At 35.7% G+C, this 20,850-nt stretch carries 20 protein-coding genes; 11 read left to right on the top strand and 9 right to left on the bottom strand.

The window, feature by feature from the left end; translation table 11 throughout:
- Positions 1-143 precede the first annotated feature (143 nt).
- Genes WAX74_RS19645 through WAX74_RS19625 form a run of 5 tightly spaced genes read right to left on the bottom strand, consistent with a single transcriptional unit; the run spans position 144 to position 4,523 of the window.
- Positions 144-1,217 carry an ABC transporter substrate-binding protein gene (locus WAX74_RS19645; RefSeq protein WP_336499361.1) on the bottom strand — a complete coding sequence of 358 codons (1,074 nt, stop codon included), beginning with the start codon at positions 1,215-1,217 and terminating at the stop codon, positions 144-146.
- Positions 1,214-2,017: an ABC transporter permease gene (locus WAX74_RS19640; protein ID WP_336499360.1), complete on the bottom strand. Its 804-nt coding sequence runs from the start codon at positions 2,015-2,017 to the stop codon at positions 1,214-1,216. Before WAX74_RS19640 ends, WAX74_RS19645 begins: the two co-directional genes overlap by 4 nt.
- The gene (locus WAX74_RS19635) at positions 2,001-2,825 is read right to left on the bottom strand and encodes an ABC transporter permease (RefSeq protein ID WP_336499359.1); all 825 of its coding nucleotides are present in this window, start codon (positions 2,823-2,825) and stop codon (positions 2,001-2,003) included. Before WAX74_RS19635 ends, WAX74_RS19640 begins: the two co-directional genes overlap by 17 nt.
- The gene (locus WAX74_RS19630; protein ID WP_336499358.1) at positions 2,815-3,921 is read right to left on the bottom strand and encodes an ABC transporter ATP-binding protein; all 1,107 of its coding nucleotides are present in this window, start codon (positions 3,919-3,921) and stop codon (positions 2,815-2,817) included. Before WAX74_RS19630 ends, WAX74_RS19635 begins: the two co-directional genes overlap by 11 nt.
- A gap of 59 nt (positions 3,922-3,980) precedes the next feature.
- The gene (locus WAX74_RS19625; RefSeq protein ID WP_336499357.1) at positions 3,981-4,523 is read right to left on the bottom strand and encodes a helix-turn-helix domain-containing protein; all 543 of its coding nucleotides are present in this window, start codon (positions 4,521-4,523) and stop codon (positions 3,981-3,983) included.
- A gap of 194 nt (positions 4,524-4,717) precedes the next feature.
- Between WAX74_RS19625 and WAX74_RS19620 the strand changes: the two genes are divergently transcribed.
- The 3 genes from WAX74_RS19620 to WAX74_RS19610 all read left to right on the top strand — a co-directional run bounded on the left by WAX74_RS19620 (position 4,718) and on the right by WAX74_RS19610 (position 7,632).
- Positions 4,718-5,161 (top strand): TlpA family protein disulfide reductase, encoded by a 444-nt coding sequence (locus WAX74_RS19620; protein ID WP_336499356.1) that lies wholly within the window; start codon positions 4,718-4,720, stop codon positions 5,159-5,161.
- A gap of 72 nt (positions 5,162-5,233) precedes the next feature.
- Positions 5,234-5,893: a potassium channel family protein gene (locus WAX74_RS19615; RefSeq protein WP_336499355.1), complete on the top strand. Its 660-nt coding sequence runs from the start codon at positions 5,234-5,236 to the stop codon at positions 5,891-5,893.
- A 389-nt stretch (positions 5,894-6,282) separates the two neighbouring features.
- Positions 6,283-7,632 carry an amino acid permease gene (locus WAX74_RS19610; protein WP_336499354.1) on the top strand — a complete coding sequence of 450 codons (1,350 nt, stop codon included), beginning with the start codon at positions 6,283-6,285 and terminating at the stop codon, positions 7,630-7,632.
- On the opposite strand, the gene WAX74_RS19605 is transcribed toward WAX74_RS19610, so the two are convergent.
- The 3 genes from WAX74_RS19605 to WAX74_RS19595 all read right to left on the bottom strand — a co-directional run bounded on the left by WAX74_RS19605 (position 7,617) and on the right by WAX74_RS19595 (position 10,254).
- Positions 7,617-8,243: a LysE family transporter gene (locus WAX74_RS19605; protein ID WP_336499353.1), complete on the bottom strand. Its 627-nt coding sequence runs from the start codon at positions 8,241-8,243 to the stop codon at positions 7,617-7,619. The genes WAX74_RS19610 and WAX74_RS19605 overlap by 16 nt on opposite strands.
- A 130-nt stretch (positions 8,244-8,373) precedes the next feature.
- Positions 8,374-10,041 (bottom strand): ribonuclease J1, encoded by a 1,668-nt coding sequence (gene rnjA, locus WAX74_RS19600; protein WP_336499352.1) that lies wholly within the window; start codon positions 10,039-10,041, stop codon positions 8,374-8,376.
- 3 nt (positions 10,042-10,044) lie between these two features.
- Positions 10,045-10,254: a DNA-dependent RNA polymerase subunit epsilon gene (locus tag WAX74_RS19595; protein ID WP_336499351.1), complete on the bottom strand. Its 210-nt coding sequence runs from the start codon at positions 10,252-10,254 to the stop codon at positions 10,045-10,047.
- Positions 10,255-10,537: 283 nt separating this feature from the next.
- Between WAX74_RS19595 and WAX74_RS19590 the strand changes: the two genes are divergently transcribed.
- Both WAX74_RS19590 and WAX74_RS19585 read left to right on the top strand, forming a co-directional pair.
- Positions 10,538-11,314 (top strand): Cof-type HAD-IIB family hydrolase, encoded by a 777-nt coding sequence (locus WAX74_RS19590; protein ID WP_336499350.1) that lies wholly within the window; start codon positions 10,538-10,540, stop codon positions 11,312-11,314.
- A 22-nt stretch (positions 11,315-11,336) separates the two neighbouring features.
- Positions 11,337-12,272, top strand: coding sequence for a carbohydrate kinase family protein (locus WAX74_RS19585; RefSeq protein ID WP_336499349.1), 936 nt, complete (start codon positions 11,337-11,339; stop codon positions 12,270-12,272).
- Between the two features lie 320 nt (positions 12,273-12,592).
- Here the strand turns inward: WAX74_RS19585 and def are convergent, their stop codons facing one another.
- Positions 12,593-13,150 carry a peptide deformylase gene (gene def, locus WAX74_RS19580; RefSeq protein WP_336499371.1) on the bottom strand — a complete coding sequence of 186 codons (558 nt, stop codon included), beginning with the start codon at positions 13,148-13,150 and terminating at the stop codon, positions 12,593-12,595.
- A gap of 134 nt (positions 13,151-13,284) precedes the next feature.
- Here def and WAX74_RS19575 point away from each other — a divergent pair, with 134 nt between their 5' ends.
- The 6 genes from WAX74_RS19575 (at position 13,285) to WAX74_RS19550 (ending at position 20,228) form a co-directional block, all read left to right on the top strand.
- A complete protein-coding gene (locus WAX74_RS19575; RefSeq protein WP_336499348.1) occupies positions 13,285-13,932 on the top strand; it encodes a YkyA family protein in 648 nt (215 codons plus the stop codon).
- Between the two features lie 256 nt (positions 13,933-14,188).
- Positions 14,189-15,301: a pyruvate dehydrogenase (acetyl-transferring) E1 component subunit alpha gene (gene pdhA, locus WAX74_RS19570; RefSeq protein WP_336499347.1), complete on the top strand. Its 1,113-nt coding sequence runs from the start codon at positions 14,189-14,191 to the stop codon at positions 15,299-15,301.
- 3 nt (positions 15,302-15,304) lie between these two features.
- Positions 15,305-16,282, top strand: coding sequence for an alpha-ketoacid dehydrogenase subunit beta (locus WAX74_RS19565; protein WP_336499346.1), 978 nt, complete (start codon positions 15,305-15,307; stop codon positions 16,280-16,282).
- A 32-nt stretch (positions 16,283-16,314) separates the two neighbouring features.
- Positions 16,315-17,670, top strand: a complete 1,356-nt coding sequence (locus WAX74_RS19560; RefSeq protein ID WP_336499345.1) for a dihydrolipoamide acetyltransferase family protein — start codon at positions 16,315-16,317, stop codon at positions 17,668-17,670.
- A 3-nt stretch (positions 17,671-17,673) separates the two neighbouring features.
- Positions 17,674-19,086: a dihydrolipoyl dehydrogenase gene (lpdA, locus tag WAX74_RS19555; protein ID WP_336499344.1), complete on the top strand. Its 1,413-nt coding sequence runs from the start codon at positions 17,674-17,676 to the stop codon at positions 19,084-19,086.
- A 356-nt stretch (positions 19,087-19,442) separates the two neighbouring features.
- A complete protein-coding gene (locus WAX74_RS19550) occupies positions 19,443-20,228 on the top strand; it encodes an SDR family NAD(P)-dependent oxidoreductase (protein ID WP_336499343.1) in 786 nt (261 codons plus the stop codon).
- Positions 20,229-20,850: the final 622 nt, after the last annotated feature.

Here is a 20,850-nt window from a genome sequence, read left to right as displayed (position 1 = left end):
TACTCTCTTAAAAATTCTTAACTGCGTCTATCGATTCTATCACATTCTTAGCATAATAAAAACTTTCGCATCACGAATAATTATTTACTTTTTATTAAGACAATTAAAAACCTAGGACCGTCTACAAAAGACGGCTCTAGGTATCAGTTTGCACTCATTTTAAACTCTAAAAATAATTCATTGTATTTACCAAGCATTTCAAGCCCAAGATTATTATATACTTCAAGATTATCTCGCTGTTCCTCTGGAGGATAGAAACGCTCATCCGAAGTGACTTCTTCATCCATTATATCAACTGCTGCTAGGTTGGGTGTTGAATAACCCACGTAGTCTGCATTTTGAGCGGCAACTTCAACATCTAACATAAAGTTGATAAATGCATGAGCTCCTTCTATATTAGCTGCGGTTTTCGGTATAACCATATTATCGAACCATAAATTTGAACCTTCTTGTGGTACAGCATAGTCAAGTTCTTCATTTTCCCACATCATATCAGCTGCTTGTCCTGACCAAGTTAGTGCCACAGCTGCTTCCTCATTAACCATTAGTTGAGTTACTTCGTCTCCGATAATAGCTTTTACATTAGGTGTAAGTTTTTTCAACTTATCGGTAGCTTCTTGCAACTCGCTAACGTTTGTTGAGTTTAATGAATAGCCTAAACTATTCAGGCCCATTCCAATAACTTCACGGGCACCATCAACTAATAGTATTTGTCCTTTTAAAGATGAATCCCAAAGAGCTTCCCAACTATCAAAGGTTTGTCCATCGAGCAAGGTTGGATTATAAACGATTCCTACAGTTCCCCAAAAATAAGGAATAGAGAATTCATTTTTAGGATCAAAGGACAGGTCTAAAAAATATGGATCAATATTTTCTAGATTCGGTATTTTGGAATGATCAATTGGTAATAGTAAATTATTTTCTTTCATTTTTTCAATTGCATATTCGGAAGGGACGGCGATATCGTAGGAAGTTCCACCCTGTTCGATCTTAGTCATCATCGCTTCATTGGAATCGAATGTTTCATATACTACTCTATATCCGGATTCATCCTCAAATTGTGCAATTAACTCGGGATCAATATATTCTCCCCAGTTATAAATAGTAACTGTATCATTTCCAGCGTTTCCAGAACTTTTGTTTAAATAGTCATTTACAAAAAATAGTAGAGCACATACTACAATAATAGCAATGGTAGCTCTTATAATCTCTTTCATTTTCTAACCCCCATTCCGACAGGGTTTTTCCCACGCTGGCTAATAAAGTAATAACCAACAACAAGCAATAAAGTTACAACAAAGATGATACCGGATAGTGCATTAATCGTTAAAGTTATACCAGCACGTGCCATTGAATAAATTTCAACAGAAAGAGTGCTGAAACCATTTCCTGTAACGAAAAAAGTAACCGCAAAATCATCTAATGAGTAAGTTAATGCCATAAAAAAACCAGCAAATATCCCAGGTTTAATAAATGGAATAATAACACGAGATAAAATATCTTTGTTCGTTGCGCCAAGGTCGGCTGCAGCATCAATTAAAGTGCTGTTCATTTCTTGTAGCTTTGGAAGAACCATAAGAACAACGATTGGAATACTAAATGCGATATGAGAAATTAATACAGATGCAAATCCTAACTTAACACCGACCATTGTAAATAAGATTAAAAAGGAAGCACCAATTACTACATCTGGACTTACGATTAAAACGTTATTTAAAGATAAAATGGAATTACGGATAGATTTGTTTTTCATATAGACAATTCCAAGGGACCCAAACACGCCAATAATCGTTGCTATTAATGCAGATAGTAAAGCAACAATTACGGTATTAATAAGTATCATAATGAGTCGAGTGTCAGTAAACACTGCTCCATAATGTTCCCAAGTAAATGATTCAAAAGAATTCATTGTTCCGCCGCTATTAAAAGAATAAAAGATTAGATAAAAGATCGGTGCGTATAAAACAATAAATATGAGGGCTAAGTATAGCTTAGCTGACTTACTTGTTTTTTCCATGTAAATTAGCCCCCTTTTCTCTTTGTCCTGTAATAACCATTATTATTACCATGAATATTATTAGGAAAACTGCAATTGTTGCTCCCATACCCCAATTTTGTGTTACTAAAAATTGTTGTTCAATAGCTGTACCTAGTGTTATTACCTTATTCCCAGCGATTAGACGTGTAATCATGAAAAGGGAAAGGGAAGGGATAAATACTGCTTGAATACCAGCTTTCACACCATTCGTAGTTAATGGGAAAATAACTTTTGTAAAGGTTGTCCAACTAGAAGCACCTAAATCTCTACTAGCATCTACTAAGGATGGATTTAATTTATCCAAAGCATTAAAGATAGGTAGAATCATAAATGGAATAAAAATATAAACAGAGACAAAGATAAAACTAAAATCAGTAAATAATATTTGTTGCTCTCCGATCCCAAAAACATTTAGAAATGCATTTATAGGTCCGTATAATCCAAAAATTCCAATGAACGCATATGTTTTTAATAGTAAGTTTATCCATGAGGGAATAATGATTAATAAGAGCCACAATTGTTTATGTTTTGTTTTGGTTAAAAAATATGCTGTAGGATATGCGATTAACAATGAAAATAAAGTAATTAAAAAAGCATACCAGAATGAGCTAATTGTTAATTTTAAATAAACGGAAGTAAAGAAGTTTTGATAATTTGAAAGTGTAAAGCCACCATTTAAGTCAAAGAATGAATAATAAGCAATTAATGCGATAGGAGCTATTACAAATAGTAAAATCCATGCAAAATATGGTACTAAATATAAAGTTTTTGTATTTTTAGTTTGCATACTGATCTTCTCCGTATGACTCTAATCGTTTATCAAATTCTTCTTCTGTTTCATTGAGACGCATAACGTGAATTGCTTCAGGATCAAAATCTAAACCGATAAATTCTCCGACGTCTGCTTTTTTAGTAGAGTGTACTAGCCACTCATTTCCCTCATCGTCGTAAGTGGATAATTCATAGTGAACTCCTCTAAATAATTGAGTATCTACTTTTACTTTCATTTTACCTTTTTCAACGGCTGTAATTTCTAAATCTTCTGGACGGATTACAATATCTACTTTTTCGTTCGTATTTAACCCTTGATCCACACACTCAAAAATTTTACCCCCAATACGAACCCGAAAATCTTCCACCATCGTTCCAGATACTATATTAGATTCTCCAATAAAATCAGCAACGTAACGGTTAATGGGCTCATCATAAATATCCATTGGAGTTCCACTTTGTTCAATATGCCCTGCATTCAATACGAAAATTTCATCCGACATGGCAAGTGCTTCTTCTTGATCATGTGTGACAAAAATAAATGTTTTACCTAAACGTTGTTGTAATTCACGAAGCTCATACTGCATTTCAGAGCGAAGCTTCAAGTCGAGAGCTGATAGAGGCTCATCCAATAAAATTATTTCAGGATCATTGACAATTGCGCGTGCTATTGCAACACGCTGTCTTTGTCCACCTGACATTTCAGCGATTTCTCTGTTTTCATATCCTGTCAAATTGACAAATTTAAGTGCCTCAAATACTTTTTGTTCAATTTCTTTTTTTCCTAACTTTTTAATGCGAAGACCAAATGCAACATTTTCAAACACATTTAAATGCGGAAATAAAGCATAGTCTTGGAATACAGTATTCACTTGGCGTTCATTTGCAGGAACATTATTAATTAATTTCCCATTGAAATAAATGTTCCCACTTGAAGGCTGCATAAATCCAGCGATTAATCTTAATATAGTTGTTTTACCACAGCCAGAAGGTCCAAGCAGTGTATAAAACTTTCCGCGTTCTAATTCCAAGTTAATATTGTCTAGTACATTAGTTTCTGCATCATAGAATTTCGTGACATTTTCGAAACGAATGATTGGTGTTTCCGACATAATACCCCTCCATTTTGTTTTTTTATAAAGAAACACATTTACTTACAAGAAATTAAATATTATAAATATGAATTTGTAACTACGTAAATAATGTGTGCTTCTTCAGTAGAATCATTTTCAAGCTGATGATGATCAGACGCTTCAAAATAAATAGATTCACCTTTTGAAGCTATATATTGTTGCTTTCCTAAAGTAAGTTTGACCCTTCCATTTAACACATAAATAAACGTCTCCGAAAGGGAAGGTTCAAATCGTTTAAATTGGCCGCCAACTCCTAGTTTAAGATGAACAGGCTCCATTTCATTTTCATTGGATTCGGAAATAAGCCATTTTAGTTCATAGTTTTTTTCTTCATCCTCATAAATAGTCTGTTCTTCTTGTTTAAAAACGACTTTTGTCCTTTCCTGTTCATCATCAAAAAAATCTTTTGGTTTAGTTCCTAACACACTCAATATGGAAAAAAAGGTTTCAATGGACGGTGAATTAATATCTCTTTCCACCTGGGATATAAAGCCTTTACTAAGGTCAGTTCTTTCTCCTAGTTCTTCTTGCGTCAGTCCTTTTTTCAACCGCAATCGTTTTATTTTTTTCCCTATTTGCATCACAGAAACTCCTTCGTAAGTGAAAATGAATTCCTATTTTTTAAACAAAGTTTATTTTAACACAACTTAAAGTTTACTTTAACAACTTATTAAATAAATATCAAAAATTTCATGTATGTAAATGTAGGGAACTGTCAATTTATTTTCATTTGCATACAATAGCTTTGGACTTATACAAAAAAGGAGAGAGGAAAATGAAGTTAAGAGAGGAGTTACCTGAGTTTTATCGGGATTTACAGTGGATAAATGGAAAACAGACAAAGGAACAATTGATAGGTGAATTACCACTACTTGTTCATTTTTGGTCGGTCAGCTGTAGTTTATGTAAGGGCTCGATGGAAACAATCAATAAATGGAAAGGGTTATACAGTGGAAAATTTAACATCGTTAGTGTCCATATGCCTAGAAAACAAGAGGATATAAATGATGTGCTCATAAAAACAATTATTAAGCAATGGAAGATGAGTCATTCTGTTTGTCTAGATCATAATTTAAACGTTACAAAAGCTTTTCAAAATAGAATCGTTCCTTCTTTTTATTTATTTGATAAAAACGGATTGTTAAGACATATCCAATCAGGAGAGAATGGGATGTATATGCTCGAAAAACGATTGACTCATTTAATGAAAGAAAAATAAGCGATAAATTCTATCTACTATTCGATTCCATATGGTAAACTAAGTGCATTCGAATGGTGGGGAGGTATTGGCGTGCAAAAAGAATTTGTAGTTATTGGTTTAGGTCGTTTTGGAGGAAGTATTGTTCGAGAATTGATTACACAAGGCGCTGATGTAATGGCGATTGATATAGTACCTGAACGTGTAGATGAATATGCAACAATTGCGACGCAAGCAGTTGTTGCAGATACCACAGACGAAGCTGCTTTAAAATCTCTTGGTATTCGGAACTTTGAACATGTAATTGTTGCTATTGGAGATGATATTCAGTCTAGCATTCTAACTACATTAATGCTTAAAGAAATAGGTGTTAAAAAAATTACGGTTAAAGCCCAAAATGATTACCATGAAAAGGTACTTCGCAAAATTGGGGCCGATCAAGTTGTACATCCAGAACGAGATATGGGGATAAGAATTGCAAATAATATAATATCAAGTAATGTTCTCGATTATCTTGAACTATCCGACAAACATTCTATTATGGAAATAAAGGTAAATGAAAAAATAGCAAGACATTCTATTATCGATCTAGATATACGTGCAAAATATGGTATTAATATTGTTGCTGTTAAAAGGGGAAATGATATTTTTGTTTCACCACCAGCAGATGAGCAGCTTCAATTAAACGATGTGCTCATTATTATTGGAGCAGATGTTGATATAAATCGTTTTGAGAAAAAAGTATTATCTTAAATGCAAGCATATACTTAGCACATTAAGCCCTCAACTGGGCTTTTTTTTGTTTGCAAAGCAAACGGTATATCTTTAAACCTCGAATAAATCTCTACAAGTGTAATACTGCAATGGCGCTGAATGAAGTAGGAGAGGGATAGAAAAGCTGAAAATATAGAGAGAGGCGACGACATATGCGTCTAAGCCAATTTCACAGTTTAGAAGTCTCGTTCGTTTTCGCTCAGAGCGAACCAATTATGGTTCATGGAAAAGACGAGCTTGCCTCCACATTTCTTGTTTTTAAACAACCAATCTATTCCATGCATTCAACCAGCCACACATTTTTTACATCAGCGGAGGCCACATAAAAATATATCCTTGTGACAGACTATTACAAGGAGGTGCGAAATGTGGCTAAACAAAAATTAGAAAAAGGTAAGAGTGAGGGGCATCTTGCTTGGTGGCAACTATCCTTAATTGGGGTTGGTTGTATTATTGGGACAGGTTTTTTCTTGGCATCTAGTATCGCCATTCAAATGACCGGACCATCCGTTATTTTTACTTTTATTTTGGCAGCTACTGCGACATACATTGTGTTTGAAGCCCTTGCTAAAATGTCTGCTAAAGATCCACAAAAAGGTACATTTCGAACCTACGCTAAAAAAGCATATGGACGTTGGGCAGGTTTTAGTAGTGGCTGGGTTTACTGGTGTTCTGAAATATTGATAATAGGTAGTCAGCTGACTGCAATTTCGCTATTGACAAAGCTTTGGTTCCCAAATGTTCGTTTGTGGATTTTTGCTTTAATATACGCTATTTGTGGACTTATCGTTCTTTTTATTGGTGCAAAGGCATTTGGAAAAGTAGAAAGTATATTCGCTATTATGAAAATTGCAGCTATCTTTATGTTTATTATTATTGCGATCTTAGCGCTCACTGGTGTATTAGATGGTAATCCAAAAGGAGATATTCCAAAAACAATGGGCGAATTATTTCCAAAAGGTGTTTTTGGATTTTGGAGTGCACTTTTATTTGCCTTTTTCGCTCATGGCGGAATAGAAGTAATGGGTGTTATGGCTATTCATCTTAAAAAGAAAGAAGACGCACCGAAATCAGGGAAAGTAATGCTAGCTCTTATTGGCCTAATTTATGTAATTTCTCTTACTTTGGCGCTATTACTCGTTCCCTATACAGAATTTAAAGATAAGAAAAGTCCCTTTGTTACTGCTTTAGCGGATTTTAATTTAGACTTTTTTCCCCACGTTTTTACTGCTGCTATTATTATTGCTGGTTTTTCAGCAATGTCTGCTTCTTTATTTTCGGTCACTACAATCCTTACGACACTATCGGAAGAGGGAGATGCTCCATCAATTTTCAGCAAACATTCGAAAAAAAAATTTATAATGCCTTTACCTGCAATTGCATTAACTTCCTTAGGACTAGTAATATCTATTGTTACTTCTTTAGTGTTACCTGATAAAGTGTATGAATATATAACGACTGCTGCTGCATTAATGTTACTTTATAACTGGTTATTTATGTTAACGTTTTATCACAAACTGATTGAGCCAACTAATGCGGATAAAGTTAAAAGAATTATCGGCATGATCCTTGTAGCTGCTGCCGTAAGTGGATCACTTGTTCATTCAACAAGTCGACCTGGTTTTTTTATCAGTTTAGCATTCATATCTGTAATTGCACTAGTCATCTTAGTGTTACGTAAGCGCTGGAGAAAGGAAGAGTCTCAAAAGAGTGTGTGATAAGCCTGAATACCAAAATATATACCGAATGCAATCATTGAAAAGGAAGAGAGTAAGGAGATAATAATTAGAAACCTCGTTGATAGGTACTTTCTTGCAGTGCTTGAAAGAAAAGCTATAATCGTATCCCACAAAATTACCCCTACTATAATAGCTAAGCTAAAAATAATCAATTGATTGTCTTGGAGAGATTCGGATGTTTGCGCAAGGACAGAACCGTAAATACCCAACCAAAAAAGAATCGTTAGAGGATTCAAGAGTGAAATTAGGAATCCCGATAGTAATGCCTGCCTAAGACGAATGCGCTTTCCAGCTGACATGTTAATTTTTATTTTGTTAAGGGTTAGTAAGTTTTCAAAGCCTGTATAAGTTAGAACAAAACAACCAAAAGTCCATAAAAGTATTTTAATGTAAGGTGAGTCTATAAATTGCCCAATCCCAAAATAAACCATGATCATATATAGAATGTCGGCAGTTAATGCACCAAATCCAAAAACTAATGCATGAAAAAAACCATTTTTAATCCCCGTATCTAATTGTCCAGCATTAACAGGTCCAACTGGTGCAGCTAAAGAAATCCCCAACAGGATGTAGGTAAATATTGAATTCATTGTAAGTCCTCCGTCGAAATAGATATCTTGTATCTTATTCACAGAGAGTGACTTGTACAACTAAATAAATGATTAAATTTCTCCAAAATAAAACCTCAGATTATTGAAATCTGAGGTTTTACACTGCATACTAAACTTCCATAATAATTGGTAATATCATTGGACGTCTTTTTGTTTTTTCATATAAATAAGGGCTCAATACATCTGTAATCTCATTTTTTAATTCTGACCATTCAGCAGGCTTGTCCTGAATCGTTAATCGTAAGTGCTTGTTTAGCATTTGTTGAGCCTCGTTAATCATTGTCCCTGACTCACGCATATAGACAAATCCTCGTGAGATTATATCTGGTCCAGAAACAATTTTTTTCTTTTCCATATCCGCGCTAACTACGACAATAACTAATCCCTCTTCAGATAAAATTCGGCGATCGCGAAGTACAATATTACCTATGTCTCCTATGCCACTACCATCGATGTAAACATCCCCGGAAGGAATCTTACCGGCTACATGTGCTTCGTTTGCACTTAATGCAAGTACATCGCCATTTTCCATGATAAACGTATTTTCTTGAGGGACATCACAATCGACAGCAAGTTCTGAATGAATTTTTAACATACGATATTCTCCATGTATTGGCATGAAGAATTTTGGTTTCATAAGACGTAGCATAAGCTTTTGTTCTTCTTGGGAACCATGTCCAGATGTATGAATATTATTTAATGAACCATGAATTACTTCCGCGCCTGCACGATATAGCAAGTTAATCGTACGATTTACACTCGATCTGTTTCCAGGTATAGGAGAGGAAGAAAATACTACCGTATCTCCAGGCTGGATTTGAATTTGACGATGTGTGCCATTTGCAATTCGAGAAAGTGCAGCCATTGGTTCACCTTGGCTACCAGTACATAAAATAAGTACTTCATTTGCTGGCAATCGATTTAATGTACTAACATCAACAAAAGTTTCCTTTGGAGCAGTGATATATCCAAGCTCTCGACCAATCGTAATGGCATTGTCCATACTTCTTCCAAATACAGCAATTTTACGATTATGATGTACAGCTGCATCTGTTACTTGTTGAAGTCTATGAATATTAGAAGCAAAAGTCGCAAAAATAATTCGACCATTTACTTTTCTAAAGATAGAATCCATACTTTCTCCTACTTTACGTTCAGACATTGTAAAGTTAGGCACTTCCGCATTTGTACTATCGGATAGTAGACATAGGACTCCGTCACTTCCGATTTCAGCCATTTTCGTTAAGTTTGCTGGTTCACCAACAGGTGTGAAATCAAATTTAAAATCTCCTGTGTGAACAATATTGCCTGGAGGAGTTTTTACTACAATACCGAACGCATCAGGAATACTATGTGTTGTCCTAAAAAAGCTCACTGCGGTTTTTCTGAACTTGATGACATCGTTTTCTTCGATTACATTCATTTTAGTTTGACGAAGTAAACCATGTTCTTCTAATTTATTGCGAAGTAAACCAAGAGCTAACTTTCCGCCATAAACAGGAACGTTAAGTTGTTTCAATAAATAAGGAATTCCACCGATGTGATCCTCATGACCATGTGTGATAAAAAGGCCTTTAATTTTATCCACATTTTTTACTAAATACGTGTAGTCAGGAATAACATAGTCAATTCCTAATAAATCATCTTCTGGAAATTTGATTCCGGCATCAATCAAAATTATTTCATCTTGAAATTGAACGCCATAAGTATTTTTGCCGATTTCGCCTAGTCCGCCGAGGGCGAAAACCGCAGTTTGATCATTCTTTACAAATTTCATAGATTATAACTTCTCAACATTGAAATTCGCACTTGCTTGTTCGTATTCTAAATGACTACCTTCAAGCAGTTGAATTAATTCAATATTATACTTTCGATCTTTTAGATGAGAACGAACTTCACGCTCTGATTCTGCTTCTAAATAAAGGCTCTTAGTGTTTTCGCGAACTGGTACTTCTAGTGCATTTTCTTGATAATAAACTTTATAAATCATTTTATACTCTCCTTTTCAACGTCCAAAATAAATCAATTCTCTTTATATTATCACGACGCTTATTTAAAATAAAGAAAAGCCCTCCAAAATTTGAAGGGCATAAAAATCTATGCAATCGTTTTTTCTCTGAGTAATCCACCGAGCCGTCTCAACAGTTTCCTTTTCAGGCGTTTCAACATGGCCACCCACTCCTTGTACTACATTATATACAAGATTCGGGAAATTGTAAAGGATTTTCGCAGAAAAGTCAAACTATTTGTATAAAGAAAAGAGGATTATTTTTATGAAAAATAAAATTTTATTTTTTGATATTGATGGAACTATTCTAGATGGTGATAAAAATATCCCCAAAGGTGTAATAGAAGCAATTAATGAAGCAAAATCGAACGGTCATGAAATAATAATCGCTACAGGAAGAGCTCCCTTTACAGCTAAATTTGTTTTAGAACAGTTAAACATAGACTCATTTGTTTGCTATAATGGGCAAATCGTTCAGTATAAAGGCGAAACTATCCATAAAGGCATTTTAGAAAAAGAAGCGTTGCAAAAGTTAACTGATTTTGCACAAAATAGGGAACAGCCGGTAGTATATATGGATATTAAAGAATTTGTTTCGAATATTCCTGACCATGAAGATGTGTTTGAAAGTATTTCTTCTTTAAAAATGGCGTTACCTAGAACAGAAGAAAACTTTTTCTTGTCAAATGATATCCATCAAGCTTTAGTTTTTTGTAGTTTGGAGGAACAAAGGGATTATGAAAATGCATTTCCGGCATTAAAATTTGTTCGTTGGCATCGAGTATCTTGTGATGTTCTACCAAAAGGAGTTTCAAAAGCTAAAGGAATAGAATTATTACTAACTCATTTAGGAAAAACTCCAGAAGATTGTATTGCATTCGGCGATGGATTTAATGATATAGAAATGCTCGAATTTGTTGGGACAGGTGTAGCGATGGGGAATTCTGTCGACGAATTAAAGAACAGTGCGACGTTTGTCACCGATCATGTTTCTGAAAATGGTCTAATCAATGCCATGAAGAGGTTAGAACTTATCCAATAAAAGGTGTAATAAGGAGATCTACATGAATATCAAACAAAATAAACATGTACTAATATACGGGGATGCATTTGTTGATTACATTGCAAATGATTCAAGTAATACGGAATTCACAAAGTTTTTAGGGGGAGCTACTGTGAATGTTGCTGCTGGTATATCTAGATTAGGAGCTACCGCTTCTTTTATAACTGTGACTGGTGAAGATGAAACATCTGAGTTTGTTCGAAATGAACTTGCGGCAGAAGGTGTTGATCTAACATATGCAAAGGTGATTCCAGAAAAAAGAGTGAGTGGAGTATATGTTCATTTGACCTCTAATAACGACCGGATTTTTTATAAGTATGTAGATGAAACACCAAATGTCCAAGTAGAATACTTTACATTAGATAAACCAGCTTTTCAAAATGCTTCTCTATTTCATTTTTGTTCTGGAACTTTATTTCACCCTGTTGCCCTTAATACTACAAAAGAAATAGTAGGTTCATTGAAAGAGCTAGGAACTTTCTTGTCATTTGATGCAAATATCAGACCATTAAGATGGGAAAGTGAAGAAATTTGTAGAGCTACAATTATTTCTTTTTTTAAAGACGTAAATTTATTAAAATTAACAGAAGATGAGTTGTTCTTCATTACAAGTACAGAAACACTTGAAGTGGGTATTGAAAAGTTGCAGTATTACTCCATTCCGACAGTTCTTATTACAATGGGAGAGGAAGGGGCTTATATTGTGATGAATGAAGAGATTGTTCACATTCCAGTTGTCAAAGTCGACCCTGTGGATACAACAGGTGCCGGTGATGCATTTATGGCAGGGATATTAAGGCAGATTCATTTATATGGAACCCCTACAACTATAGATCTGTGGAAAGATTATGTATCATTCGGCAACAAGTTAGGAGCAATTTGTGCGACAAAATTTGGTGCATTATCAGCAATGCCAAGAATTGAAGAATTAAATTAGTAATAAATAACATTTTATTGGTTTGTAGAAGCCTCCCCTCAACTCCCGTGAGAATGCGAGACAGCGAGACCCAGCAGGAGCGAAGCGAGGGCACTGAAAAAGTCCTCTATGTGATTTCATCGTATGTGAACGACAAGTTGTTCACATATTCTATTCTTATTTTGGACCCGTTAATTTCCGTTCCAGGCGGACGCTTTCCGCCGGCATGGCTTCATGACCAAAATTGTGTTGGGCCAGCTTGCTCGGTGCTCGCCCGTGGAAAATGAGCGGTAGGCTGAGGAAAATCTGATTTTTACTGTGCCTAGGAGGCGCCTCTCTTATCATCCGCGCTCATATGGTGTAGAATCAGGTATTTCTGCATATGGGTTTAATTTATTTATATGATCATAAAACATAATTCCATTTAAATGGTCTAACTCATGTTGGAAAGCAATTGCCGCTAATCCTTTTAAACGTTTTTTAAATGGTTTGCCATCTGGATAAAAACCAGTTGCTGTAATTCTTGCGTATCTAGGAACATATCCTTCAATGACTTCATCTACAGACAAACAACCCTCGCCTGCAGATATATATGTTTTTTCAACTGAATGACTTATAATTTTAGGATTTACAGCGACAAAGCTTATAAGATTATCTTCTTCATCTGTTAAGTGTAATGCAAACATTCTTTTTTCAGCGTTCACTTGTGGGGCAGCTAAACCAATTCCAGCTCTAAGCTTGTATTTTTCAGCTACCTCTTCATTTTGGCTATTTATTATATATTCTAATAAGTCTGTTGCAAGTTTTTGGTCTTCTTCTGATAAGGGGAAAGTCATTTCAGAAGTCTTTTTACGAAGAGTGGGATGGCCATCTCTTATAATATCTTTCATCAGTATCATTTGGATCGTCCTTTCAATATTCATATTTCTATTATACAAAAAAAAGGCCATTAACTAAACAAAAAGAGCCGGATGTTTCAATTGAAATTCCTGCAAAGAACAATTATAGTGTTAAGAGTATGGGAGGTTGCTTTATGAAAAAAATTAAATACTTTGTTGTTCTATGCTCCATCTTATTTCTATCTGCATGCTCTTTTGGTCAACAAACGGAAGATAAGTTATCAAACATCTTAAATGAAATATATGAATCAGAATCTGATTATAGAGATGTGCAATCAGAGTTAGTAGCAATCGAAAAAAAAGAACAAGCTAACTTTCAGAGTATGATGGAATTAACAAAGGACCAAAGAGAAGAGCTTACAAAACAAGTGGATGAAACAGCTAAACTATTAGAAGAACGTTTAGTATTGGTAGAAAAAGAAGCAGCTTCTATTAAAAAAGCATCTGAAAAAATGAAACAATTAGACACACTAATATCCGAAACGAAAGATGAATCCGAAAAAGCGAGTTTAGAAAAAATCAAAGAAGCACTGAATCATAGATACGAAGCATACGATTCTTTGACTGAAGAGTATAATTCTCTAGCAAGCTTGCAAGATGAGTTATATAACTTACTAATTAATGAAGAAGCAGAAGTAAATATGATTCAAGGTAAAGTTTCGGAAGTGAATAAGCAGAACGAAGTGGTTAAAAAAGCAGTAGAGAAGTTCAATGAGCTTACAACGCAGTTAAACCAGGTGAAGGAAGAAATATTTACTTCATTACAAGAAGAAAATAAGTAAATAAAAGGCTATTCTAATTGGAAACTTTAGGATAGCCTTTTGTGTTATATATAACTGCAATAATATCAATCTGATATAATACAGACAAGAATAGTTAGTAGTACAGTTTGAAAGGTTTTTAATTTTCTTACAAAAAAAACCCTAGTTTTATATGATTGACCGTAGATTTAAACTTGAGTATACTAAAAATGAAGTAATGTTGTATCACTATGTTTAGTAAGAAATTTTAATACAGAAGAAAAGGAGAGTTGCTATTATGGCTGCAAACAAATCGCCGCAGTTAGATCCAAAGAAAACGCTTCAAGAGATTGAAGAAAAGTTTGAAATGTTCCAGATTTTAAACGAAGAAGGGACAATCGTTAACGAAGAAGCAAACCCTAACTTATCCGATGAAGAATTAGTAGAATTAATGAGCCGAATGGTTTATACACGAATTTTAGACCAACGTTCCATATCTTTAAACCGTCAAGGACGTTTAGGTTTTTATGCTCCTACAGCTGGACAAGAGGCTTCTCAATTAGCATCCCAATTTGCACTTGAAAAAGAAGATTTTATCTTACCTGGTTACCGAGATGTGCCACAAATCGTATGGCATGGTTTACCGTTATGGCAAGCTTTCTTGTTCTCTCGCGGACATTTCATGGGAAATCAAATACCTGAAGGTGTAAACGTTTTCCCACCGCAAATTATTATTGGTGCACAATTTATCCAAGCTGCTGGAGTAGCACTTGGTATGCAAAAACGTGGTAAAAAAGCGATTGCAATTTCGTATACTGGTGATGGTGGTTCTTCACAAGGTGATTTCTATGAAGGTATTAACTTTGCTGGAGCTTTCCGCTCACCTGCTGTATTTATCGTTCAAAATAACCAATATGCTATTTCTACTCCACGTGAATTACAAACAGCAGCGAAAACAATTGCACAAAAAGGTATTGCTGCTGGTATTCCGAGTGTGTTAGTAGATGGAATGGATCCATTAGCTGTTTATGTAGCGACCAAAGATGCGAGAGAGCGTGCGATTAGAGGAGAAGGTCCAACATTAATTGAAACTCTTTGTTATCGTTATGGCCCGCATACGATGGCTGGAGATGATCCGACTCGTTACCGTACTTCTGAAACAGATTCTGCTTGGGAAAAGAAAGATCCACTTGTTCGTTTCCGTACATTCCTAGAAGGAAAAGGACTATGGAATGAAGAGAAAGAAGCAGAAGTAATCGAAAAAGCAAAAGAAGAAATTAAAGAATCTATCAAAAAAGCAGATGGCGCACCAAAACAAAAAGTAACAGATTTAATTAATATTATGTATGAAGAAAATCCATATAACTTAGATGAGCAATTAGCTTACTATACAGAGAAGGAGTCGAAGTAACCGATGGCACAATTGACGATGATTCAAGCAATTACGGACGCACTCCGTACTGAGCTTAAAAATGATGAAAACGTTCTAGTCTTCGGTGAAGACGTAGGCGTAAACGGAGGAGTATTCCGTGCTACTGAAGGTCTACAAAAAGAGTTTGGTGAAGATCGCGTATTTGATACACCTCTAGCTGAGTCTGGAATTGGTGGTCTTGCAGTTGGTCTAGCACTTCAAGGGTTCAGACCTGTTCCTGAAATTCAGTTCTTTGGATTTGTTTATGAAGTAATGGATTCTATTAGTGGTCAATTAGCTCGTATGCGTTTCCGTACGGGAGGTTCTTTTAATGCCCCTGTTACAATCCGTTCACCATTTGGTGGAGGAGTTCATACTCCAGAAATGCATGCAGATAGCTTAGAATTATTAATGACATCTACTCCAGGTGTAAAAGTGGTTATTCCATCTACACCATATGATGCAAAAGGATTATTGATTTCGGCTATTCGTGATAACGATCCAGTTATTTATTTAGAGCATATGAAATTATACCGCTCTTTCCGTGGGGAAGTTCCAGAGGGGGAATATACAATTCCTCTTGGTAAAGCGGATGTAAAACGTGAAGGTACTGATTTATCTATTATCACTTACGGAGCAATGGTACATGAAAGTATTAAAGCTGCGGAAGAGTTAGAAAAAGAAGGTCATTCTGTAGAAGTTGTAGATTTACGTACTGTACAACCTCTTGATATAGAAACAATTATTGCTTCTGTTGAAAAAACAGGTCGTGCAATAGTTGTTCAAGAAGCTCAAAGACAAGCAGGTATCGCAGCAAATGTGGTAGCTGAAATTACAGAAAGAGCTATTTTAAGCCTAGAAGCGCCTGTACTAAGAGTGGCTGCTCCTGATACTGTATTTCCATTTTCTCAAGCAGAAACAGTTTGGTTACCTGGAGTAAAGGATATAGTAGAAACAGCTAAAAAAGTTTTAACGTTTTAATAAATAGCATTTAAAAAGAAAGGGTGAATACTGTGGCATTTGAATTTCGATTACCGGATATCGGTGAAGGTATACATGAAGGCGAAATCGTTAAATGGTTTGTCAAAGTAGGAGACGAAGTAGCAGAAGATGATATTTTATGCGAAGTCCAAAACGATAAAGCTGTAGTAGAAATTCCTTCTCCTGTAAAAGGGAAAGTTACGGAAGTATTGGTAAGCGAAGGTACAGTTGCTGTCGTTGGAGATGTGCTTATACGATTAGATGCTCCTGGATATGAGGATTTACATTTTAAAGGTCATGATAACGAAGTGGCAAAAGAGAAAACCGAAGCACAAGTACAATCTACTGCTGAGTCTGGTCAATCTATTGAAAAAGAAGAAACAAAGGCTCCTGCAAAATCTGAGAAAACAAAAGAAACAACAGAACAGCCAAGAGTGGATCCAAAAGGTAACAATCGTGTGATTGCAATGCCATCTGTTCGTAAGTTTGCTCGTGATAATGAAGTGAATATTTCAGATGTTTCTGGAACAGGAAAAAATGGACGAATTCTAAAAGAGGATATTGAATCATTCTTATCTGGCGATCAGAAATCTGAAGAGGTTTCAAGTAATGTACAAGGGGAAGAAGTATCAAAAGAGAGTAAAGTGGAAAATAAACCTTCTGCTCCTATTTCTCTTGAAGGAGAATTCCCTGAAACACGTGAAAAAATGTCTGGTATTCGAAAAGCGATTGCTAAAGCAATGGTTCATTCAAAACAGACTGCTCCACATGTAACTTTGATGGATGAGGTTGATGTAACGGAACTTGTTGCTCACCGCAAAAAGTTTAAAGACATTGCTGCGGAGAAAAATATCAAGTTAACTTATTTACCATATGTGGTAAAAGCTTTAGTTAGTACATTACGTGAATTCCCTCAATTAAATACTTCTTTTGATGATGAGACAAGTGAAATAATTCAAAAACATTATTTCAATATTGGTATTGCGGCAGATACAGAAAAAGGATTGCTTGTTCCAGTTATTAAACATGCGGATCGAAAATCTGTATTTGCAATTTCGGATGAAATTAACACACTAGCTGGTAAAGCACGTGAAGGTAAACTGTCCCCTTCTGAAATGAAAGGTGCTTCCTGCTCAATTACGAATATTGGTTCCGCTGGTGGACAATGGTTTACTCCAGTTATTAACCATCCAGAGGTTGCAATACTTGGAATTGGTCGAATTTCAGAAAAACCTGTAATAAAAAATGGTGAAATTGTAGCTGCTCCTGTGTTAGCATTATCATTGAGCTTTGATCATCGAATGATCGATGGTGCGACTGCTCAACATGCGTTGAACCATATCAAACGTTTGCTAAGCAGTCCAGAATTATTATTAATGGAGGCGTAAAAAATGGTTGTAGGAGATTTTCCGATTGAAACAGATACTTTAGTAATTGGTTCAGGCCCTGGTGGATATGTAGCTGCAATTCGTGCTGCACAAACTGGTCAAAAAGTTTTAGTAGTAGAAAAAGAGTACATTGGTGGCGTTTGTTTAAACGTAGGTTGTATTCCATCAAAAGCATTAATTTCTGTTGGTCATCGCTTTGAACAAGCAAAACATGCGGACGACATGGGTATTACTGCTACTGACGTGAAAATCGACTTTTCTAAAGCACAAGCTTTCAAAGATAATGTTGTAAAAAAATTAACAAGTGGTGTTTCTGGTTTATTAAAAGGAAACAATATTGAAGTAGCAATGGGTGAGGCTTATTTTGTAGACGCTAACACTATACGTGTTATGGACGAGAAATCTGCTCAAACATATACTTTTAAAAACGCGATTATAGCAACAGGATCTCGTCCAGTTGAAATCCCAACTTTTAAATATTCAAAACGTGTACTTAACTCAACTGGTGCTTTAAGTTTATCTGAAGTTCCAGAAAACTTAGTAGTAATTGGTGGAGGATACATTGGTACCGAGCTTGGTTCTGCATATGCTAACCTAGGTTCAAAAGTAACAATTATTGAAGGCGGAGACGACATTTTAGCCGGTTTCGAAAAACAAATGACGACAATCGTTAAAAAAGGCCTTAAGAAAAAAGGTGTTGAGATTGCAGTTAAAGCTTCTGCAAAAGGTGTAGAAGAAACTGAAAATGGTGTTGTTGTAACTTATGAAGCTGGTGGAGAAGAGAAAAAAGTCGAAGCTGACTATGTATTAGTTACAGTAGGTCGTCGTCCTAATACTGACGAAATGGGTCTTGAAGAAATTGGCATAAAATTTGGCGAACGCGGATTACTTGAAGTAGATAAGCAATGCCGTACTAACATTAGTAATATTTATGCTATCGGTGATATTGTTGCAGGTCCTCAACTTGCGCATAAAGCATCATACGAAGGAAAAGTTGCAGCCGAAGCAATTGCTGGTCAATCATCAGTCGTTGATTATTTAGCAATTCCTGCAGTATGCTTTACAGATCCAGAAATGGCTACTGTTGGTTTAAATGAAGCACAAGCGAAAGAACAAGGTTATGATGTTGCTGCTGGGAAATTCCCATTCGGAGCAAATGGTCGTGCTCTTGCACTTAATGCTGCGGACGGCTTCGTTAAACTTGTTTCTCGTAAAGAAGATGGGTTACTTCTTGGAGCACAAATCGTAGGTCAAGGAGCTTCTGATATGATTGCTGAGCTTGGTTTAGCGATTGAGGCTGGTATGACTGTTGAAGATATCTCGATGACAATTCACGCACATCCAACTTTGGGTGAAATAGCGATGGAAGCTGCTGAAGTTGTTATGGGTCATCCTATTCACATCATTTCTAAATAATCTAATTAAGAACCACTCAAAGCTACTTTGCTTTGAGTGGTTTTTTTAATTTCTTTGGATATTAAACTTCTATAATTTCAGAAAAATATTAAACAGTCTTGTCTTCTATTCTATTAAAGTAGAAATATATCTACAGAAAGCTTACAAGATGAATATGACAGATTCAATTCTCTAGTTATTCAAGAGCTATAAACCTCACCTCGTTAAGGATGTAGCCAAAGTCTATCTGGAGCCATTCAAGGAAACTATTGAATTAGGTTTTGCACTGATAGGTTGTTATAGTAGTAATATTCAAACAAATAGTAAAAATGATGTTATTATGATAGAAGAATTGATAAAAATAAGGGGATGACAATGTGGATTTAGGTTTAACAGGAAAAGTTGCAATTATTACTGGTTCTAGTAAGGGTATCGGGTTACATACAGCTTTACAATTAGTTAAGGAAGGTGCAAATGTGACTATTTGTGCGCGCGGAGAAAAAAGCTTAAAAGAAGCAGCTGCTTTCATAAAAACAGAAACAGGAGTAGAAGTTTTAGTTGTACCTGCTGACATTACAAACGAAGAACAATGTACGAACATCATTCAAAAAACAGTGGATCATTATGGTCGTCTAGATATCCTAATTAATAATGCTGGTACATCTTCAGCAAATCCTTTTGAATCAGTTGATACTGCATTATGGCAAACAGATTTAGATCTTAAGTTATTTGGTGCCATTCACACGTCTAAAGCAGCAATACCATTTATGCGTGAAGTAGGTGGAGGGGCTATTGTGAATGTAACAGCAGTTTTAGGGAAAACCCCTCCTGCGTCATCTCTACCTACTACTGTTAGTCGTGCTGCTGGCATGGCTTTAACAAAAGCGATGAGCAAAGACTTGGGAAAAGATAATATTCGTGTAAATACAGTATGTATAGGTCTAATTAGAAGTGAGCAAATTGAGAAAAAGTGGAAAAATGAAGCGGCTGATTTAAGTTGGGATGAATATTCAAAAAATGTTGTAGGACCAACTATTCCTCTTCAAAGAATTGGGGATACTTCTGAAGCGGCTAACATCATCACTTTTTTAGTGTCTGATGCAGCATCGTATGTAACTGGAACTTCCGTTAATATTGATGGCGGATCTGGTGCAGTTCTATAAGTTTAATTAGAAAAAGAAAACTACTTGATAGGGCTGTCTTAAATGTCAAAAAATGACTTTTAAGGACAGCCTCTTTCTTTGTAGCTTCTATTAAAAAGAGTGAAGATTTCTGTTCCAGGCGGACTCCAAGCCTCCCCGGGCCAACACGAAGTTGGTCATAAAGGCTTCTCTTTAGGACGAGTCGCCCTTAGCCTTCCTCCATCTTATACATTACGTGTGGGTCTCGGAATGTCTCGCTTTGAGAGCACTGAAAAACTTATGTTTTAAATGAGGTAATTGTTTTTTGAAAAAAAATAAGTGACTTAATTTGAGAGTTTCTTAGGTTGAAATTATGGGAAGTACCTATCTGGATTTCCTTTAATTATTATTCAATACCTTATTTGTAAGCAAGCATACAATAGTTGATTGTAGTGGAAGGTGGCGACTCCAGCCGGAATAGCATGAGCTGAAGACCCTGGACTGAGCGTAGCGAGGGAAACGGCTGAAGCCATGCCGGCGGAAACATACTAACATTAGTAGTACAAACCAAGGCCATGGTTTGTGCTACTATTTTTATATAGTAGAAGTGAGGGAAAGTCGAGCGGACGCTGGGATCTTAGAATCCGTATCGGAAACCGGCTAA

It is taken from the genome of Psychrobacillus mangrovi (genome assembly GCF_037104765.1).
In the GTDB taxonomy this organism is placed as follows: domain Bacteria; phylum Bacillota; class Bacilli; order Bacillales_A; family Planococcaceae; genus Psychrobacillus; species Psychrobacillus mangrovi.
Note: the sequence above shows the minus strand (reverse complement) of the source record. Positions and strands in the feature narration are given on the sequence as shown.